Below are 25,617 nucleotides of genomic sequence, written 5' to 3'. Positions count from 1 at the left end.
CCTAGGCGACATTCTGGGCCTGCTTTTGTTGATTTGAACTGTTCTGGACGCCCGAGGCGAGCATGATGATGGCTTCTTCGCCGAGCTCGTCGGCAGCGAGTTCGCCGGCGATCCTGCCTTCGCGCACGACCATCACGCGGTCGCACAGGCCGATGAGTTCCGGCAGCTCCGACGAGATGACGACGATGCCGACGCCCTTGCCTGCCAGCTGGCGCAGCAACTGGTGGATCTCGACCTTGGCGCCGACGTCGATGCCGCGCGTCGGCTCGTCCATGATGATGACCCTGGGCTCGACCGACAGCTGCTTGGCGATGGCTACCTTCTGCTGGTTGCCGCCGCTGAGCGTCGATACGGCTGCCCCGATACCGGCCATGCGCACGCCGAGCCGCTTGGTCATCTCGGCTGCCTGGCGATCCTCCGCCTTGCGGTCGAGTAGCCCGAGTGTCCCGGTCAGCTTGCTAAGATCGAGAGCCGAGATGTTGGCCGCGATCGGCATATCGAGAAACACGCCGGAGCCCTTGCGATCCTCGGAGAGGTAGACAAGACCTGCCTTGACCGCATCGCTATAGTTGCGGATACGCAAGCCTTGGCCGTCGAGTGCAACGGTTCCCGCAGTCGCCGGTCTCAGGCCGCAAATGGTCTGCGCGATCTCGCTGCGGCCGGCGCCGATGAGGCCGCCGATGCCGAGGATTTCGCCGGCGCGAAGCTGCAGGTTCACGTCAGTGAAACGGCTGCCGTCGGAAAGGCCATTGACGGACAGCAGCAGGCGTCCGGGTTCCTTGGGCGCCAGCTTGTCGGGGTAGAGCTGGGTGATCTCTCGGCCAACCATCTTGCGGACTACGTCGTCGGGCGACACGGCTTTTATGGGATCGGTCGCAACGTAGTGGCCGTCGCGGAAGACGGTGACGCGGTCGCACAGCGAAAAAATCTCGGCCATGCGATGGCTGATATAGATGACCGAAATGCCGCGTTCCTGCAGCCCGCGCACGATCGAAAACAGGCGTTGCGCCTCGCTTTCAGTCAGTGCCGCGGTCGGCTCGTCGAGCATCAGCACCTTGCAGTCGAGCGTCAGCGCCTTGGCGATCTCGACGAGCTGCTGGTTGGAAATGGAAAGGTCGGCGACCTTGGTGCGCACTGGAATGGGTGCGAGGAGGTCCATCACCTTCTGCGCGTCGGCATAGAGCTTCTGGAAATTCATCAGCGGCATGCGACGGGCGTTGATCGCGGCCATGTAGATATTTTCGGCCACCGTCGCGTCCTGGCAGAGCGCGATCTCCTGATGGACAAGCGCTATGCCGAGACGCTGCGCTGCCGCGGGCGAGGGGATCGAAACACGCGTTCCATCGATCAGTATGTCGCCCTGGTCAGGCTGCAGCACGCCGGCGATCATGTTCATCAGCGTCGACTTGCCCGCACCATTTTCGCCGCACAGCGCGTGGATTTCACCGCGCTTGAGCTCGAACTGCACGTCGCTCAGCGCCTTGACCGGGCCGAACGCCTTGGACAGGCCGTGGATTTCAAGAATGGGCGCCTGGGTCACGCCATGCTCCTGCGATGGGCGCTGTGAGGGGAAGGGGGCTACAGCCCCCTTCCGACTTGGTTTGTCCTGACAATCTTGGGGTGTCGAGATTATTCCTCGATGCCCTTGGTGCCGCGACGCTTGAGGTAGGTATCCCAGTAGAAATCGTCGGCATTGTCCGCAGTGACGATCGAGAAACCGTTGTCGACGAAAGGCACGCTCATGGCATTGGAGCCCGAACGCCTTGCGTCGTTCATCGGGTCGATCAGGTCGGGGTGCTTGGCCATCCACAGAAGCATGAAGCCCATATAGCCCTGCATGCCCTGGTTCGGGTTAACCGAGCCGAAGATCTCGCCGGCCTTGATCATGTCGAGGATCTTGGCATTGACGTCGGCGAGCATGACCTTGATCTTGCCGCCGCCTTCCTTGGCTGCCTGGGCGGCACCAATCGCCGAGTTGGCTTCCGGCATGAACACCGCACCGAGATCGGGATGCGCCTGCGCCAGGCTGAGAACCGCCTGATAGGCCTTGGTCGGATCCTGGTTCGAAGCGGCGCGGCCGACGAGCTTCATGTCGGGCCATTTCGCTTCCATGCGGGCGACGAAGGCGTTGACGCGCTTGTCGTGGTTGTCCTGGCCGGGGTTTTCCAGCACGGCATATTCGCCCTTGCCGTCCATCGCCTTGGCAACGGCGTCGGCGGCATAAGTGCCTTCGGCATTGTTATCAGAGGTGATGTAGGAGACGCGCTTGGAATTGGGCGAGTCCGCCGCGAAGGTGACCACCGCGGTGCCCTGCTCGATGGCGCGATTGATCGGCTCGATGAACGGATCGGAGTTCATCGGGTGCACCAATATGCCGGCCGGCTTCTGCGCCAGAGCCTGGTCGAAGGTGGCGATCTGCTTGTTGACGTCGTATTCGGGCGTGCCGGTATAGGCGGTCTCGCAGCCGAACTGCTGGCCGGCCTGCTTGAACATTTCGTAGACCGGGAACCAGTATTCGACGCCCGAAACCATTACGTTCATGACGTATTTTTCACCCGGCTCGCATTTGAACGGGTTGGGGGTTTCGGCGAGTGCCTGAATCGAACCCAAGCAGGTCGATACAGTCGCTGCGATTGCGAGCGTGCTCAGAAATTTGCGCAAGTTTCCTCCCTTGGCCGAAGCCATTCTCAATGACCGCCGCTAGCGCTCCAGAAGCGCCGCCGTATGGATTGATTAATGTCGAACTTCCTCCCGAAGCCCGACTTCGGCTACATTGCAGCCTCTCCAGAATATGTCAATAAAATTCATATACTGAAATATATTTCACGATAAGAGGACTGCGGAGGGCTTTGCTTGCTGGTGCCGTAGCTTTGCGCGGGGAACCTCGTCGTGTAGCACAGGTATCTCATCACTCGTCTCAGGGCGTTACCGAAGTCAGCCGGTTCCACTAGACCTTGCATCAAGATAGCCCTTTCGCCGCTTTGTCCGTTCAAGACGGGCGAGCGCACCATCCGCTTCTTCCGGTGCGTCAAAGGTCTCCATCATCGATTGGCCATTGGTGCCGATGCGGCCCCAGTGGCGTATGAGCGATGAGCCGCCGAACAGTGTCGGCTGGATGGTGAGCGTATAGAAGCGGCGCATATTCCGGGTCGGGTCGACGCGGCGTAGATGAAGCGGTCCGGCTTGTTCTTTCGGCATGGACGGATTTTCGCGTTTCGCGAAAGCGGCGTCCAACGAGTTCCATGAATCGATCCGGTCGGATCGATTCATGCTGCTGATGCTTCACGTCTCCGGTCAACAGAAGCCGGCGGCGCTAGGTTATTGTCCGATCTTTAGATGCGAGGCCACCAGTTCGGCAACTTTGGCGAATGGTATAATACCAAGCGGCTTTCCTTCGGCACCAGGTCCAGTGACCAGCACTGGAACGCGCTCGCGCGTATGGTCGGTGCCGTGCCAGGTTGGATCGTTACCGTGGTCTGCGGTGATGATGAGCAGATCACCGTCACGCAGACGGCTCGTCAGTTCCGGCAACCGTGCATCGAAGGTTTCGAGCGCGCGGGCATAACCCGAAACATTGCGCCGGTGACCCCAGAGGCTGTCGAATTCGACGAAGTTTGCAAAAACCAGATCGCCTGAAGCGGCACGGTCGCACCAGGAAAGCATCTGGTCGAAGAGCGCCATGTCGTCCTTGCCCTTGGAGACATCGGTGATGCTCTTGTACGCAAAAATATCCCCGATCTTGCCCACGGCATGGACTGCGCCGCCGGCCGCGACGACCCGGTCGCAGATCGTGCCGTCGGGCGGAGCGATCGCGTAGTCCTTGCGGTTTGCGGTGCGGACAAAGGCCCCCGGCGCTTCGCTGACGAATGGACGCGCAATGATCCGCCCGACATTCAAGGGATGAAAGATTTCTGCAGCGATCCGGCAGACGTCGAGCAGCCGCTCCAGCCCGAAATGCTCCTCATGCGCAGCGATCTGCACCACACTGTCGGCGGAGGTGTAGATAATCGGCTTGCCGGTCGCGATGTGCTCGGCACCGAACTGGTCTAGCACCTCCGTGCCCGAAGCATGGCAATTGGCAAGCGTGCCCGGAATGCCGGAGCGAGCGACCAATTCGGCCATCAGATGATCAGGGAAAGCCGGAATGGTGCGCGGAAAATAGTGCCAGTCTCGGGTCACCGGCACGCCTGCCAGTTCCCAATGTCCGGATTGCGTATCCTTGCCTGCGGAGATTTCCTCGGCTGCTCCCCAACTGCCGGTCGGCACGGCGCCGAGACCCGGAGCCGCCTTGCCGGATGCAAGCCGGATCGCAGCACCAAGACCCAAGGCGTCAAGATTGGCAACCCTCAGCGGCCCGCTTCGGCCGTCCTCGGCATTGCCGGCAGCGCAGGCTTCGGCGATATGGAGCAAGGTGTTCGACCCCTCGTCGCCGTAGCGTGCCGCATCCGGCGCGCCGCCGCATCCGACGGAATCGAGGACACAGAGGAAAACACGCGCCATTGTCACCGGCTCAAGAGAGTTGGAAGCGGCCGAGCGATCGGCGGCGGATCAATTCGATGATCTCATAAAAGGCCCAGCCGATCAAAGAAAGCAACAGGACCATGCCGATGACGACGGAAGTATCGCTGTTTTCCTGGCCGGAAGACAGGAGATAGCCGATGCCCTCATTGGCTCCCATGAGTTCGCCGATAACCGCAGCGGTCATGGCAAGCGTGGTGGCGACCGCCATGCCGGCGAGCACCGCCGGCAGTGCCGAAGGCAGTTCTATATGCCAGAAGCTCTGCCAGGGGCTGAGCTTCAGCACGGCTGCAAGATCGCGGAAACTGCCTTCCCCGTAACGCAGGCCGGTGACCATGCCGGACATTACGGGGAAGAAGGTGACGATCGCGATCAGCACGATCTTGGGCGTCGGCCCGATCCCCAGCCACAAAAGCAGCAGGGGCGCGATCGCGATCTTCGGTGCGGTCTGCAGCAGCAGGATCAGCGGCGTGGCAAAGCGTTCGACGCGCGGCAAGCGTGCGAAAACGACGCCGGCAAGGATGCCGATCACCGTTCCGAGCACGAAGCCAGCGACGATCTCCGTGAGCGTCACGCCAATATGCCGAAGCAGCTTGGCGTTCTCGAAGAGGAAGACGAGACGGTTCAGCACTTCCATCGGTCCCGGCAACAGAAAGCTAGGGACCTGGAAAATGAAAACAATCGCCGTCCACAGGACGAGGGTCGCGATCAGACCCGCTATGCCACGCAACAACATGTTTTACTGACCAATCGTGGACGGGTCGACGACGAAGTCCTCCGCCTTGGGTGCTTCGTCGATGACCTTGTATTCGGCCAGGATGTCGGCGTTCTTCTGCCAGCCGGCGAAGTCTGCCGCGCCGAGACCTTTCTCCTTGGTGAGCGGGCTCTGCCAGACGGTTGGTACGAAGGTCTGTTCGAAGGCCGTCGTCAGAATGCCCTTTTGATCCTTCGGCCAGGTCGGTGCATATTTGTCGAGTGCGATATCCAGCGCTTCGTTGACATGGCCGTCGATGACCCATTCGTAGGACTGCGTGACGGCAGTGGTGAAGCGCTTTACCAGATCCGGGTTCTCGGAGAGCTTGGCGGCGTTGGTGACGACGACGTTGCCGAAGGACGGCAGGAAGTCGTTGGAAAGAACCATCGTGATCTTGGTGCCGTCGGCCTCGAGATTGTACTTGCGAAGCTCGGAGAAAACGATCGCATCGACCTGGCCCGCCTGCAGCGACTGGACGATGGCGCCTGTCTGGACGACCTCGACGCTGACGTCGTCAAGCGAGAGACCGGCTAGCTTCAGGCCGACCTGCAGCTGGAGATAGTTCGGGCTGGCAAGGCTGGTGACGGCGATCTTCTTGCCCTTCAGGTCCTTGTAGCCGGTAATGCCGCTGTCGGCCTTGGCAAGCAGTGCACCGATGCCGCGCTGATAGGTCGTGTGGACGACCTTGACCGGCAGGCCGTTGGCGGCAGCGGCGACTACGGCGTCACCGTTCGGGAAGCCGAAATCGACATTGCCGGCTGCGATGTTGGTCAGGATGTCCGCTGCGGCGGCATAGATGAATTCGACCTCGATGCCGTTCTTCTCAAAGATGCCGTTTTCGACGCCGGCATACAGCGGCGCGTAGAAGGGTGCGGCCGCGCCGTCGATCTGCATCACAACCTTGTCGGCCGCGTCGGCGAAGGATGCGAAAAGGGGTGAGGCGAGCAAGGCGAGCAGGCTTGCCGCGGTTGTCACGCGAAACTGGATCATGGTTGGCTCCTGAGTTCCCAATCTGTGGAGGAAAATGCCCTTCCTGCAATGCGCAGAAGGTTTCGCTGGGTCGTCTCATAGTCGTCGAGCCATTCATCGGTGGCGCGATTTCCATGGACACCAAGTAGGCAGCCGGTCTGAAGGCCGATCGCCCCGCCGACGGTCAAGATGATCTCGCTCTCCATCTCGACGCCGATGGCGCCCTGAGCCTGGAAGCGGTCGATGAAATTGCCATAAGGATCGCTACTGCCTTCGATCGAACGAAAGCGGCGGTCCTGGCCGAAATAATAGCTGTCGGTCGAGGCGACCATGCCCGGACGGCAGGCGAGGCCAAGTTCGGTCGCTGCATTCACGAGGCCCTGGCTTATTTGCGGCGAGGCCTGCGCCTTGCCGCCGGCGGCGCGGTAGGTCAGGGCGGTTCCCGTATCGCCGATCGCACTGTCGACGGCGATGAAGGTGCCGACCGCATAGTCCGCGACGAGCGATGACATGCCGCCGATGCGCACGACACGCTTTGCGCCGAGCATGGCGAGTTCCACGAGGGCGATTTCCGTCGACGGTCCGCCGATGCCGGTCGAGCAGATGGTCAGCCGCTGGCCCTCATAGGTGCCGGTGATGACGGCGAACTCGCGCTTGCGGCCGAAATCGGTCACGTCTTCCATCATGTCAGCCAGCAGCCGCACACGGTCCGGGTCTCCCGGCGTCAGGACGTTTTCGGCAATGTCGCCGGGGCCGCATGGCAGATGCGGCGGGCGGCCGTTCTTCCACGGGAATGCTGCGCTGGTTTTAGCCACGGGCTGCTCCCTTCCAGGACAGCAGCCGGCGTTCGAGGATGGTCAGCGCAACATGCAGGAGAAGGCCGAGAACCACGGTCAATAGGACGGCGGCAAACAGAAGCGGCGTCTTGTAGGTGGCCGATGCGAAGGTCATCAGGTAACCAAGACCGACCTTGCCGGACATCCATTCTGCGAGCACAGCGCCAACCAGCGCCTGCACCGCGCCGATCTTCAGGCCGACGAAGATTTCCGGCATGGCCGCTGGCAGCTCGATCTGCCGGAACCGCTGGATGGAGCTGAGACCGAGAAGCTTGGAAAGATCCTTCATCTTCGGGTCGAGCGCCCGGAAGCCGGCGACTGCGCCGACAAAGACCGGGAAGAAGACGAGCGAGAAGATCAGGACGATTTTCGACAAGACGCCGAAGCCGAACCAGACGATGAAGAGCGGCGCGAGCGCGATCTTCGGGGCCGTCTGCAGGATCACAAGCGGGCCGTCGAGCCAGACCGCAAGCTTGGGAAACCGCGTCATGACATAGGCGATCGCAATGCCGGCGATGCAGCCGAGGATGAGGCCGAGCACGATGTTCTGCAGCGTGAAGCCGAGATGCCGCCAGAGCTCGCCGGTGAGCGCAATCGTCACCAGCGCATTCCATGTGCGAAGCGGCGAGGGCAGGAGGTAGGTCGGCAACCCCATAGGCCCGGTCGCGAACCACCAGGCAAACAAGAGTACGGCGAGCGCCAGCGTATAATCGACCGCCGCGGAAAAACGCCCGCTCATCAATGCGCCTCACCGGCAGGCGTCCGGAGGTCACGGCGAAGTTGAGCGACAAGAGCGTGATAGGCGGGATCGAGCTTGGTCTCCTCGCCGCGCGGACGGGGAAGTTCGACATTATGGATGCATTTCAGCTTGCCGGGACGCGCCGTCATGACCATCACGCGGTCGGCGAGATAGGCGGCCTCTTCAACGCTGTGCGTGACGAGCAGGATCGTCTTGCCGGTCGACTGCCAGATGCGTAGCAGTTCGTCGTTGAGATTGTCGCGAGTGAGTAGGTCGACGGCCGAAAACGGCTCGTCCATCAGCAGGATCGGCGGGTCGTCGGACAGGGCGCGGGCAATCGCCGCACGCTGGCGCATGCCGCCGGAAAGCTGGCGGGGCAACGCCTTCTCGAAACCGGCCAGGCCGACCATCTTGATGAGGTCGAGCGCGGTCTTGTCGCCCTGGGCGCGGCTGACGCCCGAGGTGTCGAGCGGGAAGCGGACGTTGTCGATAATGGTTTTCCAGGGCAGGAGCACCGGCTCCTGGAAGACGAAACCGACAGGGCGTTTGCGGCCGGAAACATCGAGCTTGATCGAACCGCCGCTCGCCTGATCGAGACCGGAAATCAGCCTGAGAAGCGTGGACTTTCCGCAGCCGGAAGGCCCGACGATCGAGATGAACTCGCCTTCTTTGATGGTGATGCTGACCGGCTCCAGCGCGGTTACCGTTCCATGGTCAGCCACGAATGTCTTGTGGACACCCGCGATATCGATCATCCGCTCCGATTGCGACACCAAAAACTCCATGCCTTACCAGCGGGGAGCAATTGGTCATCGAGAGGACAATATCCTCTTCGACTACCCGTCCAACCCCGGAAAGGAGCCAAGCTTTCACAAAACTTTCACGGAAGCAACCAAAATCTCAAAGATGAGATTTGTATCAAAATTGTTTCTGCGCTTCGGTTTCCCGCACTGATTGCCGTCAGGCCGCGACCCGCTTCTTGAGCACGGTCTTTTCGATGAAGTCGGCGGCCTGGTCACCCTTGAGGCTTTTCCGCCAGAGCCTGTCGGTCATGCCGCCGTAAAGCTGCACGGCTTCTGCCGCCGCCGTGATGGTCGCGACGCCGACGCGGATATTGGCAAACGATCCGAGGCGGAAGGGGCTGACGGCAACTTGTGCCTTGTCGGCCCGTTTGAAGATCTGGAAGCTCGCGCCCGGCATGGAATCGATCACCACGCCGATCTGCACGCCGATTGGCTGTTCGCGCAGCATATGCACAATGTTTTCGATCTCGTCGCGCGCGGCCTTCTGGCGTTCCGCCAGATTGACCGAGGGATGGTTGTGCGCGCCGACAAACCCGACGCGGCCGAACTCGTCCAGCTCCGCGGCCGAAACCAGGCTGACGATGCTGGGCGTGCGCCGCCGGAAGGTTTCCTTGCGGGTTTTGAGGATATCCATCAGCGCTCCGATCTCGCGGATGGCATTCTTCCGGTCGCCGACATCCTCGGGAATGCTCTCGTCCAGAACCTTCGGCAGCAGATCGTCATAGCGGTCCGTGGTGAGCAGATAGGAGATCGGCCCGAACATCACGGTGATCTGGTCGACATCCTCCTCGAGCTGGCGCATGCGTTCGAAGAAGCTCACGGCCGAAGCGACATATTCGATGCCGACGCCGAGCAGCGTGGGCAGCGAAACACCGAGCAGATCGGCGATCTTGCCCAGCGTATCGACCTTTGGCGGCTTGCCTGATTCGTAGCGATAGATGGCGGCGCGCGACACACCGGCCTTGGCGGCAAGCTCCTCCGGAGTAAGCCCTGCGCCCATGCGGAATGCGCGAAGGCGGCGCCCGACATCCGCTGTGGAACTCATCAAGTCCAAGGCGATTCCTCCCGTCATTCTGTTGCTAAATCTTCGACTCAATAAACAAAAACTGGAAAAATCGCAATGAAGATAATTTATATGCGATAATTCTCATTTTTGAGAATCGTCTTGACACCTTTGACGTTTCCACAATAGGCTCTGTTTTTGGACCCCGAATACAGGGAGCACCCTATGACGTCCGACCGCCACACTCTCCGACGCTGATCTCAAGCGAAGGGCGCTGCGCGACGGCCTGGGCGATGTGCTGAAGCCCGAAGTCGCCATCCCACCGACATTCTCATCTGCTCGGCAGTCAAATCTGCCGACGGACCCACTTTTTCCTGATTCCGGAAACCGTCATGCCAGCAAGCCCTTGCGTCGTTCCCGATTCCATTCCTCACCCGTATTCCATCCATGAGGTTGAATGCCGGGTCAAAACCCACGACCGGGTGAATGGCGAATACCGGCGTCTCGTGCTGTCGGCCCCGCGTTCCGTTCTCGATTGCGAGCCGGGACAATTCTTCCATCTCCTCTGCCCTCAGACGGAGGGCTTTCAGCCTTATCTGCGCCGGCCGATGAGCATCTACTCCTATGATCGTATCCGGGGGGAACTCTCCTTCCTCTACAAGGTCGCGGGCACGGGCACCGGAGCTCTGGCAAGCCTTCAGCCGGGCGAACATCTCAACATCGTCGGCCCGCTCGGACGGGGCTTCGAAATCAGGCGCGAATGGCGGCGACCGCTTCTCGTTGCCCGCGGTGTCGGGCTTGCCACACTGGCACCCCTTGCAAGCGAATGCGCCCGTCTCGGCCGGCCACTGACGGCAATCTGCAGCGCGCGCTCGCCCGATCTGGTGATGTCGACCGATCTCTTCCGCTCCTTTGGCGCCGAAGTCATCACCGTCGCGGATGCCGAGGGTAATTCGGATGTCGGGAGCCTGACGCCACTGATCGAGGGACTGATCCGCACGCGGGGCATCGATGCGTTCTTCACCTGCGGCTCAACGCGTCTCATGCGCATGCTGCAGGTGATCGGCTCGCGTCACGGCATCGGCGGGCAGGTGGCGGTTGAGCAGCACATGGCCTGTGGCATCGGCATGTGCCAGGCCTGCGTGCGGCCCTTCCTGCGCGATGGTGGCGCGGTCAATCTGCGGGTCTGCCGCGAAGGCCCGGTCTTCGATCTCCACGAGGTGCTGTGATGGCGGACCTCAGGACGACCATTGGCGGCCTCACGCTCAAGAACCCGATCATGCCGGCTTCCGGTACTTTTTCGGAGGAACTCACGGAAGTCTTCGACCTCGACTGTCTCGGCGCGCTTGTCACCAAGACCATCACGAGGGGAAAACGCTCCGGCAATCCCGTGCCGCGCGTCTGCGAGGTCAACGGCGCCATGCTGAATTCGATCGGTATTCCCAGCAAGGGCGTCTCATGGTTCCTCCAGAACACCCTGCCGCTCTACAGGGATTACGAGGCGCCGCTGGTCATCAGCATTTCCGCCAATACGGCTGATGAATTCGCGCGCTTCGCCGAGGAAGTCAGCGTGCCGGGCGTGGCGGCGATCGAGGTGAATATCTCCTGCCCGAACATCGAGGATGATGGAAAGGCCTTCGCGATGAGGCCCGGCGCAACGGGTGACGTCATTCGCCGCATGCGCTCGGCCACGCACCTTCCGCTCTGGGCCAAGCTATCGCCCAATACCGGCGAAGTGGTGGAGGTGGCGCAGGCAGCTGAGGAAGCCGGGGCAGACGCGCTCATCACCGCAAACACCATGCTCGCCATGGCGATCGACAGCCGCACCGGCCGTGCCAGGCTCGGCAACATCATGGGTGGGCTTTCCGGCCCGGCGCTCAAGCCGATCACGCTGCGCATGACCTATCAGTGCGCCCGTGCCGTCTCCATTCCGGTGATCGGCTGCGGCGGCATTTCGACCGTGGACGATGTGATCGAATATCTGGTTGCAGGCGCCCGTGCAATCCAGGTCGGCACTGCCACCTTCATCAGCCCGTCCACGATGCCGCGTCTTATCCGGGAACTCGATGAGGTGCTCGACGCGCGTGGTCTCCGATCCGTCGACGCGCTGATCGGTACGGTCGACGTCACCGACGAGGCCGTTGTGGTCGCGGAGTGTGTGCGATGAGTGCAGCGCTTCTTGAAAGGCCCACATCTTCCGATCTCGGTGCGCTTGCGGCACGGCTTTTCAACGAGGTTGCCGAGCGAAGCGCCGATGTCGAAGGCGTCAGCCGTCCGGCCTTTTCGGCGGTCGAGACCGAGACTCTTCAGTTTCTGCTCGATTTCGCTCGTTCGGAAGGGCTTGCCGCGCATTGGGATGCCGGGCGCAACGTCGTATTTTCGTTACCGGAGCATGAGCGCGCTGAACGCTACATCCTTGTCGGTTCCCATGTGGACAGCGTGCCGCGCGGCGGCAATTTCGATGGTCTTGCAGGTGTTCTGGCGGGGCTGATGTGCCTCGTCAGGGCAAGGCGAGGAGGCGTGCGTTTCGCGCAACCCGTGAAGGTCATCGCCATGCGCGGCGAAGAGAGCGCCTGGTTCGGGCCTTGTTATATCGGGTCGAAGGCTCTGCTCGGCGTTCTTTCCGAAAAGGAACTGGTGGCCCGGCACAAGGGAGACGGCCGAACCCTCGACACGCATATGGAAGCTGTCGGCATCGACATGACCAGTGTCCGGGCCTCCGAGCCGCTTCTGGATCGAGAAGCCGTCACGGCCTATCTCGAGGTGCATATTGAACAAGGACCGGTGCTGATCGAACGGAACCTGCCCGCTGCCGTCGTTTCGGGCATTCGCGGCAACTTCCGCTACAAGAAAATCTCCTGCTTCGGCGAGGCCGGCCATTCGGGCGCCGTGCCGCTCGCCTATCGTCACGATCCGGTGCTCGCCATGGCGGAACTCCTGAATGGTCTCGATGTCGCCTGGCACGACCATGTCGCGCAGGGCGAGGATCTGGTTGTCACCAGCGGCATGGTCTCCACCGACCGGGAAAAGCACGCGCTCTCCCGAATTCCCGAAAGTGTCGAATTCAGCCTCGATATCCGCAGCCAGGATGCCGGGATGTTGCAGACCATGCATGACCTTGTGCGCCGGCATGCAGAGCGCATCGAGCGTGAACGCAATGTGCGGTTCGATTTCGGAGACGTGCTCTGGACCAAGCCTGCGCTTTGCAGCGGGCAAATCATTGCCGGGCTGACCCGCTCAGCGGAGGCGCTCGGCCTTGAGTCGGCTGTGGTCCCTTCCGGCGGCGGACACGATGCAGCGGTCTTCTCGGAGGCCGGGATTCCCACCGGGATGATCTTCATCCGCAACCGCAACGGCTCGCATAACCCGCACGAGGCGATGGAGATCGGCGACTTCGAGATCGCCACCTCCATACTCTACGAATTCCTCATCACTCCGCAGAAGAGCGGGTCCAATAAGCAAAGGAAACCGGTCCCATGTTAGCAGCGATCACCAACATCATCCGCGACAAGGGCAATGCAATTCCAGGCTATCGCGAGGCGGCCAGGACCGCCCGTCAACAGGCGACGGAAGATAGGGAGCGGTCAGTCGGTTATTTCCTGCTCGGCAAGGCAGCCCAGGAATTTGCCGATGCATATTGTGAAGAACCCTTGCATGCGGACACCGCCGAGCAGCAACTCGCCAGGCTGGAGGGCTTTGCCTCCGTACTCGATGAAGCTTTTGAAACTCCGGACCTTCAACGGCGTCTGGAAGCGCTTTCCTATGTAGCGCGGGCGATGAGCGGGGACTGCGCGACAACCACAACCTGACAACCCGAATAGCCAGCCGTTCGGACGACCCGAGCGCTTGTCACCGGCATGTCCTTTCTTGTCGTCATTCGAAGCAAAGTTCGTCTCTTGCTCAAAAGTAATACTATATGATAGTAACACTTTTGACCGTCGCCGGGAGGAGCCCGCGACTGTTCCCAAGGGAGGAATTGACATGAAATTCGTGACACGTTTGCTCATCGGAACCGCGTTCGGAGTGGTTCTCGCCGGTTCCGCAAGTGCGGCCGGACTTACGGTTGGCTTTTCTCAGATCGGCTCGGAATCGGGCTGGCGCGCGGCTGAAACCAGCGTGACGAAGCAGCAGGCTGAAAAGCGCGGCATCGACCTCAAATTCGCCGATGCACAGCAGAAGCAGGAGAACCAGATCAAGGCGATCCGCGGGTTCATCGCGCAGGGCGTCGATGCAATCCTCGTAGCGCCGGTTGTGGCCACCGGCTGGGAAACTGTGCTCGGCGAAGCCAAGGATGCCGACATTCCGGTCATCCTGCTCGATCGTGGCATCGACGGTTCGCCCGACCTTTACATGACCATGGTCGCTTCTGATCAGGTTCTGGAAGGCAAGGTCGCCGGCGAATGGCTTGTAAAGGACGCCGCAGGCAAGGATTGCAATGTGGTTGAGCTCCAGGGAACCACAGGTTCTTCGCCTGCCATCAATCGCAAGAAGGGTTTTGAAGAAGCCATTGCCGGCACTTCCAACATCAAGATCACCCGCAGCCAGACCGGTGACTTCACCCGCGCCAAGGGCAAGGAAGTCATGGAAGGGTTCCTGAAGGCGGAAGGTGGCGGCAAGAACATCTGCGCGCTTTACGCCCACAATGACGACATGGCCGTCGGTGCGATCCAGGCCATCAAGGAAGCCGGCCTGAAGCCGGGCACGGACATCAAGGTCGTGTCGATCGACGCCGTTCCGGATATCTTCAAGGCCATGGCCGACGGTGAGGCGAATGCGACTGTCGAACTGACGCCTAATATGGCCGGACCGGCATTCGACGCGCTTGAAGCCTTCAAGAAGGACGGCACCGTTCCGCCAAAGCAGATCATCACGGAATCGAAGCTCTATACGCCAGCCGATGAACCGATGAAGGTCTACGAAGAAAAGAAGGGCCTCGGCTACTGATCCTCCCAAGCCGACGGGGCTGCTTCGCACGATGTGCGCTGCAAGTCCCGCCGGATGATTTACAGTATCGAACCGCGCGCTTCGACGCGCGGTCCGATGGCGAAGGCGGAGGCAGCGCATGAATACCACTGATGAGTTGGTCAGCGCGCGCGATATCAGAAAAGCGTTTCTCGGTTACAAGGTTCTGGACGGGGTGGATTTCTCCGTTCGGTCGGGTGAGATTCATGCCCTGCTCGGCGAGAATGGCGCCGGAAAATCGACCTTGATCAAGATCTTGACGGGCGTTCATCGTCCGGATTCGGGCACTGTTCGCGTTGGCGGCGAGGCCGTGGTCGTGCGCGATACGCTTCATGCCCAGCAGCTTGGCATCGGCACGGTCTACCAGGAAGTCAATTTGCTGCCCAACCTGACCGTGGCGGAAAACCTGTTCATCGGCCGCCAGCCAAGACGATTCGGCCTCGTGGACCGAAAGACGATGAGCGAGCGCGCGAAGGTGCTGCTTGCGCAGTATGACATCCATATCGATGTGTCCGCAGATCTGGCGCGTTATTCGGTGGCCATCCAGCAACTCGTGGCGATCGCGCGCGCCGTTGACCTCTCCGGATCGGTGCTCATCCTGGATGAGCCTACGGCGAGCCTGGACCGCCATGAAGTGGAGCTACTCTTCAGTGTCATGCGCAAGCTGCGCGACCGCGGTCTCGGCATCGTCTTCATCACGCATTTTCTCGACCAGGTTTACGAGGTCAGCGACCGCATCACGGTGTTGCGCAACGGACGGCTGATGGGGATATCGCCAACCGCAGCCTTAAGCAAGGTTGATCTCGTTTCCATGATGCTGGGGCGAACTCTGGCGGCTTCGACGGAACGCGAAAAGCAGCCGGAGACTGAACGGCGCGAGCCGCTCGTGTCCTTCTCCAATTATGGCCGCAGCCGCTCGATCTCACCGTTCGATCTAGATATCGCAGCCGGCGAGGTGGTCGGCGTAGCCGGCCTGCTGGGGTCCGGCCGTACCGAGACGGCGCGCCTCCTGTTCGGGGTCGATCTTCCGGAAAAGGGTAGTGCAACCATGGACGGAAAGACCATTCGGATTGCATCGCCTCGCGACGCGATCAGGCTTGGTTTTGGCCTCTGCCCGGAGGATCGCAAGATCGACGGCATCATCGGTGATCTGTCCGTGCGGGAAAACATCGCGCTCGCGCTGCAGGCCCGGCGCGGTTGGCTGCGGCGCATGTCGAGCCGCGAGCAGGCTGAACTGGCGGACCGGTTCGTCAAGGCGCTCGATATTCGTACCACCGATATCGAAAAGCCGGTGAAGCTTCTCTCCGGCGGTAACCAGCAGAAGGTGATCCTCGCGCGATGGCTGGCAACCGGCCCGCGGTTCCTTATCCTTGATGAACCCACCCGCGGCATCGATGTCGGCGCTCATGCCGAGATCATCGAGTTGATCAAGCGGCTCTGCCATGAGGGGATGGCGCTGCTGGTCATTTCATCCGAGCTTGAGGAAATCGTGGCCTACTCGACCCGCGTGCGGGTTTTGCGCGACCGCGTGCATTGCCAGGACCTGACTGGAGATGAAATTTCCGCCGACGGGATCATGCGCGCTATCGCTGCTCAGACGGGAGCCACCGCATGAACAACAGCCTTGCAAGCGGTCTTCGCCGTGCGACGCCGCAGCTGATCTCGCTGGCTGTCATCCTGTTCCTGAACTGGCTGGCATTTCCGGGCTTCTTTGACCTTCGCATTCAGGACGGCCGTCTGTTCGGCAGCCTGATCGACGTGCTTAATCGTGGCGCGCCGGTCATGATCCTGGCCATCGGTATGACGGCCGTCATAGCCAGCAAGGGCGTCGATCTTTCTGTAGGTGCCGTCATGGCGATGGCGGGCGCGGTGGCGGCGACTATGACGGTGGAAGGCTATCCGCTGATGGCTGTGATACTGACTGCACTTGCGGTCGGCATTGCCTGCGGCTTGCTCAACGGGTTTCTGGTCGCGGTTCTCGATCTGCAGCCGATCGTCGCCACGCTTATCCTCATGGTGGCCGGGCGCGGTATTGCGCAGCTCATTACGGAAGGTGTCATCGTCACCTTCAACGATCCTGGTCTCATCTTCTTCGGGACGGGCTCGTTCCTCGGCCTGCCGATGCCGATCATCATCGCAGCATTACTCGCCATTGCAGTCATATTGCTGATGCGGCGGACGGCGCTCGGGCTGCTGATCGAGGCCGTCGGCGTCAATCGCAGTGCCAGCAGCTACGCCGGCATCAACAGCAAGCTGCTGTTGATTTTCGTCTATACGCTATCGGGATTTTGTGCAGCACTTGCAGGCATTATCGCCGCCGCAGACATTCGCGGCGCAGATGCCAACAATGCGGGCCTGTGGCTGGAACTCGACGCTATTCTCGCTGTTGTCATTGGCGGCACATCGCTGCTGGGTGGCCGCTTTTCCATCCTGATGTCGGTGCTCGGCGCAATCATCATCCAGGCGATGAATACCGGAATCCTGATCTCGGGCTTTCCACCGGAATACAACCTTATCGTCAAGGCCGCGGTCATCATCATGATCCTGCTTGCCCAGTCGGCGTCTTTCGCCGGCATCGGCGGCCTGTTCGTTCGCGCCCCCTCTGCGGCCAAGAAGGCGGACGCATCATGAGCAACCGCCTGCTGCCATTCTATGCGACCCTGATTATCTGCGTGCTGGCTTATGCCATCTGCGTGTTTCAGTTCCCGAACATGTTCTCGACGCGCGTGCTCGGCAATCTGCTTACCGACAATGCCTTTCTTGGCATTGCAGCGGTGGGCATGACCTTCGTCATCCTGTCAGGCGGCATCGACCTGTCGGTCGGCTCGGTAATCGCCTTCACCGGTGTACTTATCGCCGTTCTGGTCGGCTGGTACGGCGTTCACCCCCTGACCGCCTTCGTCATCGCATTGACGATCGCCACGGCGTTCGGCGCCGGCATGGGCGCGATCATCCATTATCTCGACGTGCCGGCCTTCATCGTCACGCTGGCGGGAATGTTCCTGGCGCGGGGCATGTCGTTCGTCATCACCACGGAATCGATACCCATCAACCACGAGTTCTATACCGCGCTGCAGGGCCTCTATTATCGCATGCCCGGCGGTGGGCGGTTGAATTTCGTCGGCGGGGTCATGGTGCTGGTCTTTCTCGCCGGCATCGTCGTGGCGCATTTCACCAAGTTCGGCTCGTATGTCTATGCCATTGGCGGAAACCGCACATCGGCGGAACTGATGGGCGTTCCCGTCGGCCGCACGACCATAGCCATCTATGCCCTGTCGGGGTTCCTCTCCGGCCTCTCCGGTATCGTGTTTTCGCTCTACACCTCGGCTGGCTATTCGCTGTCTGCGGTGGGTGTCGAACTGGACACAATCGCTGCGGTGGTGATCGGCGGGACGCTGCTGACAGGCGGCGTCGGCCTTGTCGCCGGTACCTTCGTCGGCGTCATAATCCAGGGGATCATCCAGACATACATCGTCTTCGATGGCACCTTGTCTTCGTGGTGGACCAAAATCGTCGTCGGCTTTCTGCTCTTCGCCTTTATCGCCCTGCAGCGACTTCTTGTGTACTTGTCGAGTCGCAAGGCTTTGGCAGGGGAGCATTGAATGCCGCCGAACAGGAAAACCATCCCACCGATGATGAGCACCCCGAGGCCCAGGACCCAACACGGCCATGTCATCCGGGATCTCGGCATGGGCATCGTCAGTGGCCGCTATGCCGAAAACACGATCATGCCGGGCGATGCCGAGTTGCAGCAGCAATACGGCGTGTCGCGTACCGTGTTGAGAGAAGCTTTCAAAACCTTGGCCGCAAAGGGTGTGGTGCAACCCAAGGCGAAGATCGGGACGCGCGTTCTGGAACGGCGTAACTGGAACATGTTCGACCCGGACATCCTTCATTGGTATGTCGAGACAGGCGTCGACAGCGCATTCCTGATGTCGCTGCAGGAGATGCGGCTGGCGCTGGAGCCCGAAGCCGCGCGGCTGGCCGCCCAGCGCCGGACCAAGGGTCAGATCGCCAGGCTGCACCACTGGGTGGACCAGATGGCGGATACTGTCGCTGCCTCATTCGTCGAGAGCGATCTTCAGTTTCACATAACGGTCGCCGAGGCGTCGGCAAATCCGTTCATGCGCTCGATCAGCACGCTGGTGGAGGTTGCGCTGGCGACGACATTCACCATCAGCTCGCCGATCCCGAACTCCGAACGTCACGCCCTGACCGTTGAAAAGCATCGCCACATCGCACTCGCCATTGAGAATTCGCAGGAAGAAGCTGCCAGCGCGGCCATGCGCGCGGTCATCAATGAAGGCATCGAGCGCATTCGCATTGTTATCGGCAAAGAGAAGCGTCCGCGCGACGGCGTGGAACGGGTTGATTAAGCGTTACCGTGCCGGCCGGACAGCAGGTGCGGGGGCGGAATTTCGTCATCTTTGGTTGTTGGAAATGAGACGGTAATGACATTCAAAAAGGCCGAATGGCCACGCAAGCTGCGCTCCCAGGAATGGTTCGGTGGAACCGGCAAGAACGCGATCATGCATCGCTCCTGGATGAAGAATCAGGGCCTGCCGGCTGACACGTTCGACGGCCGGCCGATCATTGGTATCTGCAACACCTGGTCCGAACTGACGCCTTGCAATGCGCATCTGCGCGATATCGCCGAGCGCGTGAAGCGTGGCGTCTTTGAGGCCGGCGGCTTTCCGGTCGAGTTCCCGGTTTTCTCCTGCGGTGAGAGCACACTGCGCCCGACTGCCATGATGTTCCGCAATCTCGGCGCGATGGACGCCGAAGAGGCGATACGCGGCAATCCGATCGACGGCGTGGTGCTTCTCGCCGGTTGCGACAAGACCACGCCTTCGCTGATGATGGGTGCCGCCAGCGTCGACATTCCGGCGATTGTCGTTTCTGGCGGCCCGATGCTGAACGGCAAGTGGCGTGGCAAGGATGTCGGCTCGGGCACCGCCATCTGGCAATTCTCGGAAATGGTGAAATCCGGCGAGATGACGCTGGAGGAATTCATGGATGCCGAGCAGGGCATGGCGCGCTCCGCCGGCAGTTGCATGACCATGGGAACGGCTTCGACGATGGCCTCGATGGCCGAAGCTCTCGGCATGACGTTGCCGGGCAATGCTGCCATTCCAGCCGTGGACGCCCGCCGGCGCGTGCTGGCGCAGATGTCGGGCCGGCGTATCGTCGACATGGTCAAGGACGACCTCAAGCCTTCGGACGTACTGACGCGCGAAGCCTTCGAGAATGCCATTCGTGTGAATGGTGCCATTGGCGGTTCCACCAATGCCGTGCTGCATCTTCTGGCGCTGGCCGGGCGCATCGGTATAGATCTTTCGCTCGACGACTGGGACCGGCTCGGCCGCGACGTGCCGACCATCGTCAACCTGCAACCTTCCGGCAAGTTCCTGATGGAAGAGTTCTATTATGCCGGCGGCCTGCCTGCGGTGATGCGCGCCGTCGGCGAACTCGGGCTGCTTCACAAACATGCTCTTGCGGTGACAGGCGAGACAATCTGGGATGGCGTGAAGGCCGTCGAGAATTACGATCACGATGTCATCCTGCCAGTTGACAAGGCACTAACGCGCTCCGGCGGCATCGCGGTGTTGCGAGGCAATCTTGCCCCTGGCGGCGCAGTCCTGAAGCCGTCAGCCGCCTCCGAGCATCTCATGCGCCATCGCGGCCGTGCGGTCGTCTTCGAGAGCATAGAGGACTACCATGCCCGCATCAACGATGATGCGCTCGACATAGACGAGAACTGCGTAATGGTTCTCAAATACTGTGGCCCCAAGGGCTATCCCGGCATGGCCGAGGTCGGAAATATGGGCCTTCCGGCGAAGGTGCTGAAGAAAGGCGTGACCGACATGATCCGCATTTCCGACGCGCGCATGTCAGGGACAGCCTATGGCACCGTCATCCTGCACACCGCACCCGAGGCCGCTGCCGGCGGACCGCTCGCCATCGTGCGCAACGGCGACATGATCGAGGTGGATGTTCCGGCGCGGACATTGCATCTCGACGTTTCGGATGCAGAAATCGCCGAGCGCCTGGCCGCATGGAATCCGCCGTTCGACAAGCCGAAGTCCGGCTACGCCATGCTTTATGTCGATCGGGTGATGCAGGCAGATACCGGCGCTGACTTCGACTTCCTGCGAGGAAATCGTGGATCGCATGTTGAGCGCGACTCGCACTGACGAAAGGAGGGCTTGAGGTTGACGGGGCTTTGGTTCACATCGGTTCCGGCCGATGTGCATGATCAAACGACCTTGCCGGGATTCATGATGCCCGCCGGATCTACCGCGTCCTTCAATCGCCGCATGAGATTGATCGCCACTGGTGGTGCGGTCTCGAGCAACTCCTGACGCTTCATGCGGCCGATGCCATGCTCGGCCGAGATCGATCCTGAAAGGGAGCGGACGACATCGTGCACCGCCTTGTTCATGACCGGATACAGATCGAGGAATGAAGCATCGAACGCGCCGGCAGGCTGGGTCGCGTTGTAGTGCAGATTGCCGTCGCCCATGTGCCCGAAACAAACCACGCGCGCATCCGGACAGACCGAGGCGACCGCGCGGGCGGCTTCCTCGATGAAGCGCGGAATATCTGCGACAGGCACGGAGATGTCATGCTTGATCGAGGCGCCTTCCGGCCGCTGCGCTTCGGTCATGCTTTCCCGCATGCGCCAGAATTCGGCGGTCTGGGCAAGGCTTTCCGCGATCGTGCCGTCGAGGATGAGGCCGCGCTCGAAACCGGCAGCGACGATTTCCTCGGCAAGTCCGCGCGCATCGTCGGCCGACCGGCCGGAGGATATCTCGACAAGGATGTGCCATGGAGCAGCCGACGCAAGCGGCGGACGATGGCCATGCATATGCTTGATGACGAAATCCACGACGCATTCCTGCATGAGCTCGAAACCGGTGAGCGCGCCGGCGGCGGTCGCGGACGCAATCTCGAACAGCGCGAGCGCGTCCCCCGGCGAGGCGACGCCAAGCCAGATCGTTTCACGTCCGCGGGGCTTGGGAAAGAGTTTGAGAACTGCGGCGGTGATGACGCCGAGCGTTCCTTCGGCGCCGATGAAGAGGTTCTTGAGGTCGTATCCGGTATTGTCCTTGCGCAGTTTGCGCAGGTCGTCGAACACTTCGCCGGTCGGCAGCACGACTTCAAGACCGAGGCAGAGATCGCGGGCGTTTCCGTAAGCGAGGACAGAGGTGCCGCCGGCGTTAGAGGACAGGTTACCGCCGATCTGGCAGGAGCCCTGCGAGCCGAGCGACAGCGGAAACAGCTTGTCCTGCGCGTCAGCGATATCACGCAACCGCTGCAGGATAATGCCGGCCTCGGCAACGACGACGCCCGAACGCAAGTCGAGCTCGCGGATGCGGTCAAGCCGACCCAGCGAGAGGACAATTTCTGTCCCGCCGGCATCGGGATGCTGCCCGCCGACGAGACCCGTATTGCCGCCCTGCGGCACGACGGCGATTTTCATCTCGGTAGCGAGGCGCAGTATGCGGGAGACCTCCTCGACGCTGCCGGGCCGGAGCACGAGTGGCGTGCGTCCCGAAAACAGGCCGCGCGGGTCGGTCACATAAGGCGCGACTGTATCCGTCTCGCGCAGGGCATAGGCCGGCCCGACGATCGCCGCGAAAGCGTCAAGCACGGCCTCTGAAGGACGCTCCAGCATTTTTTCTCCTGCATGCAGTGGCGCCGGCTTCAGCCTTTCGCCTCGCGCTTTTCGCGCTCGGCGACAGGAAGACCAGCCTTCTTCCATTCGGAAAAGCCGCCGCGCATGCTCATGCTCTTCAGGCCCATCTCCTGCGCGACCTTGGCCGCCAGAAGCGATCTCCAGCCCGAGGCGCAGAAGAACACGAAGGTCTTGTCCTCAGCGAAAGCGGGCTTGTGATATGGGCTTTCCGGATCAATCCAGAACTCCAGCATCCCGCGCGGCGCGTGCATCGCTCCGGGGATCGTGCCGTCACGCTCCAGCTCGCGCACGTCGCGGATATCGACCAGCGTGTATTGGCCATCGCTGACAAGTGGAGCCATATCCCCGGTGCTGACGGATTGAACAACGGCATCCGCTTCCGCCAGCATGTCCTTGTAACCTCTGGCCATAAGCTCAGCGTCCCATCGAATAAAATTCGTCGTTGGGGCGCATGCTCGTCACATTGGCAAGCCGGTTCGACATGCCGAAGAAGGCGGAGATCGCCGTGATGTCCCAGGCGTCTTCTGCGGTGAAGCCGTGTTCCTTCAGCAGTTCGACATCGGCGTCGCCGACCTCATAGGCGCGTGTCGAAACCTTCATAGCGAAATCGAGCATTGCCATCTGGCGCGGCGTGATGTCTGCCTTGCGGTAGTTGACTGCGATCTGATCTGCGATGAGCGGGTTCTTGGCCCGGATACGCAGGATGGCCCCGTGGGCTACGACGCAATACTGGCATTGGTTGGCGTTGCTCGTCGCCACCACGATCATCTCGCGCTCGGCCTTGGTGATCGGACCGGGCTTGTCCATGAGCGCATCGTGATAGGCGAAGAATGCCCGGAATTCCTCCGGCCGGTGGGCAAGCGTCAGAAAGACATTCGGGACGAAGCCCGACTTCTCCTGAACCGCCAGAATGCGGTCGCGGATATCCTCGGGAAGATCCTTGATCTCCGGGATGGGGAAGCGGCTTATGGCGGGTGCGTTCATGGTGTCCTCCAAATATCGTATCAAACTGCATCAAGCGCTTCGAGCGCGTTCTGATAGGTGCGGTGCGCGTCTTCGACGTCGCCGCCATAGGGTTCGACGTGAACCAGACAGGTGTGGGCCGAGCAGCCCTGACCGAAGCTCGATGTTGGAACGTCGAGCGTCAGCACGTTCGGGTTGCCAGCAATGTCGAGGCCGCTATTGCCGACGGGCGTGAGCCATGCGCCGGTTGGAAGGACGATGACGCCAGTCCTGACTGCGTCGGTCAGCGTTGCCGTTGCCAGGCAGGCTCCCCGCTCGTTCCACAGGCGAATCGTGTCGCCGTCCGCTATACCGAGCCGGCCGGCATCGCGCGAATTCAGCTTTGCCTGCTCGCGTCCGTTGCGCTTATGCGCGCGGCTCGCAACGGCGGTCTCGAGCTGACTGTGCAGTCGGCCCTCCGGCTGGTGCGAGACGAGATGCAGCTCATCGGGTGAACAGTTCCCAAGCCACTCGGCCGGCTCGATCCAGGCGGGATGGCTGAGGCAATCCTGATAGCCAAGCCGCGCCAGCGTCTCGCTGCCAAGCACGATGCGGCCGCTTTCGGTCGCCAGCGCGTTTGCGGCCGGGTCCTCGCGATATTCGGCGAGATAGGTGTGATGCGTCTTTACGGGAACGCGCGCATAGCCGGTTTCCCAGAAGGACTCGAAATCCGGCATCTCGAAGCCGAAGCGTTCAGCCGCGTCTTCGCGGCTTGCGTCATAGAGATAGCGCAGCCAGCCCATCTCGTCGCGCCCTTCACTGAACGCGTCGCCGACGCCCAGTTCCTGCGCAATGCCGTGGAAAATGTCGAAGTCGGAGCGCGCCTCGCCCAGCGGCTCGATTGCCTTGTGCATGGCCAGGATGAAATCCGAGCGGCGGTTTCCGGCAAGGTCGTTGCGCTCGATCGAAGTGCTCGCCGGCAGGACGATGTCGGCGCGCTGCGCCGTCGCCGTCCACATAGGGTCCTGCACGATGATCGTTTCAGGCCGCGTCCAGGCTTCCGACAGGCGGTTGATGTCCTGATGATGGTGATAGGGGTTGCCGCCGGCCCAGTAGACGAGACGGGCATCCGGGTAGGTTCGGGTCTCGCCCTGATAGGTGAAGGGCTTGCCCGGATTGAGCAGCATGTCGGTGATGCGGGCGACGGGGATGAAGCTGTCGATCGGTTTCGCGAGCTGCGAGATCGCCGGTGATTTCCCGATATTGTAGGGTGCACCGACGCCGCCAAGCGAACCGTAGCCGTAACCGACGCCGCCGCCCGGCAGGCCGATCTGGCCGGTGACTGCGGCGAGGCCGAGCGCAGCCCAAAACGGCTGTTCGCCATGATGCGCCCGCTGCAGGCTCCAGCTCACGGTGATCATGCTCCGCGTTGCGACGAGTATCCTTGAGAGTTCAGCAATCTTGTATGCGTCCAGACCCGAAATCTTTGCCGACCATGCAGCGTCTTTTGGCGCGCCGTCATTCTCGCCCTTTAGATAGGCGAGAAACTCGTCGGACCCGCTGCAGCACCGCGCCAGAAAATCGGCATCGTGCCTGCCGGCTTTGACGATCTCGCCGGCGAGGCCAAGCATGAGTGCCGTGTCGGTGTTTGGGCGTATCGGCCACCATTCGGCGCCGACCCATTCCGGCAGATCGTCCTTCAGCGGCGATACGAGGATGACCCGCACCTTGCGTTCGACGATGCGGCGTAGATGCGTTTCGAGTGAATGAGAGCCTATGCCACCCGCTTCTGTCTGCGCTGTCCTTGGCGAAAGCGCGCCGAAGACGACCAGCGTTTCGGTGTGTTCGGCGATGGAATCGAGCGTGTTCGCCTGCCCGCCGCAAGCCGCTTCGCTGCCGAGCGTATGCCTGAGAATGACGGGTCCAGCGGCGATGCTGTAGGTGTCGACATGGCCGGTGAAGCCGCCGACGAGATTGAGGGTCCGCTTGAGCAGCGACGACGCATGGTGAAACCGGCCGCAGCTCGTCCAGCCATAGGAACCCGCGAAGATCGATGCATTGCCGTAGGCCTGGCTCACCCGGCTGATTTCGCCGGCGACGAGCGAAAATGCCTCGTCCCAGCTGACCGGCACGAATTTTTCATTCCCGCGCCCACGGCCGTCGCTGGCCTCGCGCTTTTCCAGCCAGCCGGAGCGTACCATCGGCTGCAGCACGCGGCGTTCGGGGTTTGCCCATTCGGTAATCGACTGAATGATCGGGGATGGCGCCGGGTCGTGTTCGAAGGGCTCCACGCCAACGATCCGGTCTCCGTCGACGAGGATCGTATAGGCACCCCAATGGCTGCAATGCGGGACGCGTCGAATTGTGGTCATTTCACCCTCGTTGATGGTGA

24 protein-coding genes are annotated in these 25,617 nt (G+C 61.4%); 10 read left to right on the top strand and 14 right to left on the bottom strand.

Annotation, left to right across the window (positions count from 1 at the left end; translation table 11 throughout):
* Position 1: 1 nt before the first annotated feature.
* From G6N74_RS10850 to G6N74_RS10805, 10 genes are all read right to left on the bottom strand, one after another.
* Positions 2-1,540 (bottom strand): sugar ABC transporter ATP-binding protein, encoded by a 1,539-nt coding sequence (locus G6N74_RS10850; RefSeq protein ID WP_165117143.1) that lies wholly within the window; start codon positions 1,538-1,540, stop codon positions 2-4.
* 89 nt (positions 1,541-1,629) lie between these two features.
* A complete protein-coding gene (locus G6N74_RS10845) occupies positions 1,630-2,661 on the bottom strand; it encodes a substrate-binding domain-containing protein (protein ID WP_165117141.1) in 1,032 nt (343 codons plus the stop codon).
* A 273-nt stretch (positions 2,662-2,934) separates the two neighbouring features.
* Entirely contained in the window at positions 2,935-3,198 is a 264-nt protein-coding gene (locus tag G6N74_RS10840) for a WGR domain-containing protein (RefSeq protein WP_165117139.1), read from the bottom strand.
* A 120-nt stretch (positions 3,199-3,318) separates the two neighbouring features.
* Entirely contained in the window at positions 3,319-4,500 is a 1,182-nt protein-coding gene (locus G6N74_RS10835; protein WP_165117137.1) for a phosphopentomutase, read from the bottom strand.
* Positions 4,501-4,510: 10 nt separating this feature from the next.
* Complete coding sequence (locus G6N74_RS10830) at positions 4,511-5,254, bottom strand: ABC transporter permease (RefSeq protein WP_165117135.1); 744 nt, start codon at positions 5,252-5,254, stop codon at positions 4,511-4,513.
* A 3-nt stretch (positions 5,255-5,257) separates the two neighbouring features.
* On the bottom strand, positions 5,258-6,262 hold the full coding sequence (locus G6N74_RS10825; RefSeq protein ID WP_165117133.1) for an ABC transporter substrate-binding protein: 1,005 nt from the start codon (positions 6,260-6,262) through the stop codon (positions 5,258-5,260).
* Complete coding sequence (locus G6N74_RS10820; protein WP_165117131.1) at positions 6,259-7,056, bottom strand: nucleoside phosphorylase; 798 nt, start codon at positions 7,054-7,056, stop codon at positions 6,259-6,261. The genes G6N74_RS10825 and G6N74_RS10820 overlap by 4 nt, the downstream gene beginning before the upstream one ends.
* Positions 7,049-7,816 (bottom strand): ABC transporter permease, encoded by a 768-nt coding sequence (locus G6N74_RS10815; protein ID WP_165117129.1) that lies wholly within the window; start codon positions 7,814-7,816, stop codon positions 7,049-7,051. Before G6N74_RS10815 ends, G6N74_RS10820 begins: the two co-directional genes overlap by 8 nt.
* On the bottom strand, positions 7,816-8,589 hold the full coding sequence (locus G6N74_RS10810) for an ABC transporter ATP-binding protein (RefSeq protein WP_312857860.1): 774 nt from the start codon (positions 8,587-8,589) through the stop codon (positions 7,816-7,818). The genes G6N74_RS10815 and G6N74_RS10810 overlap by 1 nt, the downstream gene beginning before the upstream one ends.
* 187 nt (positions 8,590-8,776) lie before the next feature.
* Positions 8,777-9,664: a helix-turn-helix domain-containing protein gene (locus G6N74_RS10805; RefSeq protein WP_246245718.1), complete on the bottom strand. Its 888-nt coding sequence runs from the start codon at positions 9,662-9,664 to the stop codon at positions 8,777-8,779.
* Between the two features lie 350 nt (positions 9,665-10,014).
* Here G6N74_RS10805 and G6N74_RS10800 point away from each other — a divergent pair, with 350 nt between their 5' ends.
* From G6N74_RS10800 to araD, 10 genes are all read left to right on the top strand, one after another.
* On the top strand, positions 10,015-10,851 hold the full coding sequence (locus tag G6N74_RS10800) for a dihydroorotate dehydrogenase electron transfer subunit (RefSeq protein WP_165117123.1): 837 nt from the start codon (positions 10,015-10,017) through the stop codon (positions 10,849-10,851).
* Positions 10,851-11,789, top strand: coding sequence for a dihydroorotate dehydrogenase (locus G6N74_RS10795; protein ID WP_165117121.1), 939 nt, complete (start codon positions 10,851-10,853; stop codon positions 11,787-11,789). The genes G6N74_RS10800 and G6N74_RS10795 overlap by 1 nt, the downstream gene beginning before the upstream one ends.
* Positions 11,786-13,105 carry a hydantoinase/carbamoylase family amidase gene (locus tag G6N74_RS10790; protein ID WP_246245717.1) on the top strand — a complete coding sequence of 440 codons (1,320 nt, stop codon included), beginning with the start codon at positions 11,786-11,788 and terminating at the stop codon, positions 13,103-13,105. The genes G6N74_RS10795 and G6N74_RS10790 overlap by 4 nt, the downstream gene beginning before the upstream one ends.
* A complete protein-coding gene (locus G6N74_RS30715) occupies positions 13,099-13,431 on the top strand; it encodes a hypothetical protein (RefSeq protein ID WP_246245716.1) in 333 nt (110 codons plus the stop codon). Before G6N74_RS10790 ends, G6N74_RS30715 begins: the two co-directional genes overlap by 7 nt.
* Before the next feature lie 172 nt (positions 13,432-13,603).
* The gene (gene ytfQ / locus G6N74_RS10785) at positions 13,604-14,566 is read left to right on the top strand and encodes a galactofuranose ABC transporter, galactofuranose-binding protein YtfQ (RefSeq protein ID WP_165117119.1); all 963 of its coding nucleotides are present in this window, start codon (positions 13,604-13,606) and stop codon (positions 14,564-14,566) included.
* A gap of 118 nt (positions 14,567-14,684) precedes the next feature.
* Positions 14,685-16,199, top strand: a complete 1,515-nt coding sequence (locus tag G6N74_RS10780; protein ID WP_165117117.1) for a sugar ABC transporter ATP-binding protein — start codon at positions 14,685-14,687, stop codon at positions 16,197-16,199.
* Positions 16,196-17,215 carry an ABC transporter permease gene (locus tag G6N74_RS10775; protein WP_165117115.1) on the top strand — a complete coding sequence of 340 codons (1,020 nt, stop codon included), beginning with the start codon at positions 16,196-16,198 and terminating at the stop codon, positions 17,213-17,215. Before G6N74_RS10780 ends, G6N74_RS10775 begins: the two co-directional genes overlap by 4 nt.
* On the top strand, positions 17,212-18,186 hold the full coding sequence (gene yjfF / locus G6N74_RS10770; protein WP_165117113.1) for a galactofuranose ABC transporter, permease protein YjfF: 975 nt from the start codon (positions 17,212-17,214) through the stop codon (positions 18,184-18,186). The genes G6N74_RS10775 and yjfF overlap by 4 nt, the downstream gene beginning before the upstream one ends.
* A 30-nt stretch (positions 18,187-18,216) precedes the next feature.
* The gene (locus G6N74_RS10765) at positions 18,217-18,960 is read left to right on the top strand and encodes a FadR/GntR family transcriptional regulator (RefSeq protein WP_246245715.1); all 744 of its coding nucleotides are present in this window, start codon (positions 18,217-18,219) and stop codon (positions 18,958-18,960) included.
* Positions 18,961-19,035: 75 nt separating this feature from the next.
* Positions 19,036-20,778 carry an L-arabinonate dehydratase gene (gene araD / locus G6N74_RS10760; RefSeq protein ID WP_165117109.1) on the top strand — a complete coding sequence of 581 codons (1,743 nt, stop codon included), beginning with the start codon at positions 19,036-19,038 and terminating at the stop codon, positions 20,776-20,778.
* A 62-nt stretch (positions 20,779-20,840) separates the two neighbouring features.
* On the opposite strand, the gene G6N74_RS10755 is transcribed toward araD, so the two are convergent.
* From G6N74_RS10755 to G6N74_RS10740, 4 genes are read right to left on the bottom strand one after another with little or no spacing between them, the layout of a single operon-like run.
* Positions 20,841-22,262, bottom strand: coding sequence for an FAD-binding oxidoreductase (locus G6N74_RS10755; protein WP_165117107.1), 1,422 nt, complete (start codon positions 22,260-22,262; stop codon positions 20,841-20,843).
* Between the two features lie 29 nt (positions 22,263-22,291).
* On the bottom strand, positions 22,292-22,693 hold the full coding sequence (locus G6N74_RS10750; RefSeq protein WP_165117105.1) for a rhodanese-like domain-containing protein: 402 nt from the start codon (positions 22,691-22,693) through the stop codon (positions 22,292-22,294).
* A 4-nt stretch (positions 22,694-22,697) separates the two neighbouring features.
* The gene (locus G6N74_RS10745; RefSeq protein WP_165117103.1) at positions 22,698-23,267 is read right to left on the bottom strand and encodes a peroxidase-related enzyme; all 570 of its coding nucleotides are present in this window, start codon (positions 23,265-23,267) and stop codon (positions 22,698-22,700) included.
* Positions 23,268-23,287: 20 nt separating this feature from the next.
* Complete coding sequence (locus G6N74_RS10740; RefSeq protein ID WP_165117101.1) at positions 23,288-25,597, bottom strand: molybdopterin-dependent oxidoreductase; 2,310 nt, start codon at positions 25,595-25,597, stop codon at positions 23,288-23,290.
* Positions 25,598-25,617: the final 20 nt, after the last annotated feature.

Origin of the sequence: Mesorhizobium zhangyense (genome assembly GCF_011045115.1) — a bacterium.
GTDB classification, from domain to species: Bacteria; Pseudomonadota; Alphaproteobacteria; order Rhizobiales; family Rhizobiaceae; genus Mesorhizobium_M; species Mesorhizobium_M zhangyense.
Note: the sequence above shows the minus strand (reverse complement) of the source record. Positions and strands in the feature narration are given on the sequence as shown.

Bases quoted from the DNA above. Each gene is read 5' to 3' on its own strand.
- G6N74_RS10840 (WP_165117139.1), bottom strand. From the start codon at position 3,198: ATGCCGAAAGAACAAGCCGGACCGCTTCATCTACGCCGCGTCGACCCG.
- G6N74_RS10835 (WP_165117137.1), bottom strand. From the start codon at position 4,500: ATGGCGCGTGTTTTCCTCTGTGTCCTCGATTCCGTCGGATGCGGCGGC.
- G6N74_RS10830 (WP_165117135.1), bottom strand. From the start codon at position 5,254: ATGTTGTTGCGTGGCATAGCGGGTCTGATCGCGACCCTCGTCCTGTGG.
- G6N74_RS10825 (WP_165117133.1), bottom strand. From the start codon at position 6,262: ATGATCCAGTTTCGCGTGACAACCGCGGCAAGCCTGCTCGCCTTGCTC.
- G6N74_RS10815 (WP_165117129.1), bottom strand. From the start codon at position 7,816: ATGAGCGGGCGTTTTTCCGCGGCGGTCGATTATACGCTGGCGCTCGCC.
- G6N74_RS10805 (WP_246245718.1), bottom strand. From the start codon at position 9,664: ATGAGTTCCACAGCGGATGTCGGGCGCCGCCTTCGCGCATTCCGCATG.
- G6N74_RS10800 (WP_165117123.1), top strand. From the start codon at position 10,015: ATGCCAGCAAGCCCTTGCGTCGTTCCCGATTCCATTCCTCACCCGTAT.
- G6N74_RS10795 (WP_165117121.1), top strand. From the start codon at position 10,851: ATGGCGGACCTCAGGACGACCATTGGCGGCCTCACGCTCAAGAACCCG.
- G6N74_RS10790 (WP_246245717.1), top strand. From the start codon at position 11,786: ATGAGTGCAGCGCTTCTTGAAAGGCCCACATCTTCCGATCTCGGTGCG.
- G6N74_RS30715 (WP_246245716.1), top strand. From the start codon at position 13,099: ATGTTAGCAGCGATCACCAACATCATCCGCGACAAGGGCAATGCAATT.
- ytfQ (WP_165117119.1), top strand. From the start codon at position 13,604: ATGAAATTCGTGACACGTTTGCTCATCGGAACCGCGTTCGGAGTGGTT.
- G6N74_RS10780 (WP_165117117.1), top strand. From the start codon at position 14,685: ATGAATACCACTGATGAGTTGGTCAGCGCGCGCGATATCAGAAAAGCG.
- G6N74_RS10775 (WP_165117115.1), top strand. From the start codon at position 16,196: ATGAACAACAGCCTTGCAAGCGGTCTTCGCCGTGCGACGCCGCAGCTG.
- yjfF (WP_165117113.1), top strand. From the start codon at position 17,212: ATGAGCAACCGCCTGCTGCCATTCTATGCGACCCTGATTATCTGCGTG.
- G6N74_RS10765 (WP_246245715.1), top strand. From the start codon at position 18,217: ATGATGAGCACCCCGAGGCCCAGGACCCAACACGGCCATGTCATCCGG.
- araD (WP_165117109.1), top strand. From the start codon at position 19,036: ATGACATTCAAAAAGGCCGAATGGCCACGCAAGCTGCGCTCCCAGGAA.
- G6N74_RS10755 (WP_165117107.1), bottom strand. From the start codon at position 22,262: ATGCTGGAGCGTCCTTCAGAGGCCGTGCTTGACGCTTTCGCGGCGATC.
- G6N74_RS10750 (WP_165117105.1), bottom strand. From the start codon at position 22,693: ATGGCCAGAGGTTACAAGGACATGCTGGCGGAAGCGGATGCCGTTGTT.
- G6N74_RS10745 (WP_165117103.1), bottom strand. From the start codon at position 23,267: ATGAACGCACCCGCCATAAGCCGCTTCCCCATCCCGGAGATCAAGGAT.
- G6N74_RS10740 (WP_165117101.1), bottom strand. From the start codon at position 25,597: ATGACCACAATTCGACGCGTCCCGCATTGCAGCCATTGGGGTGCCTAT.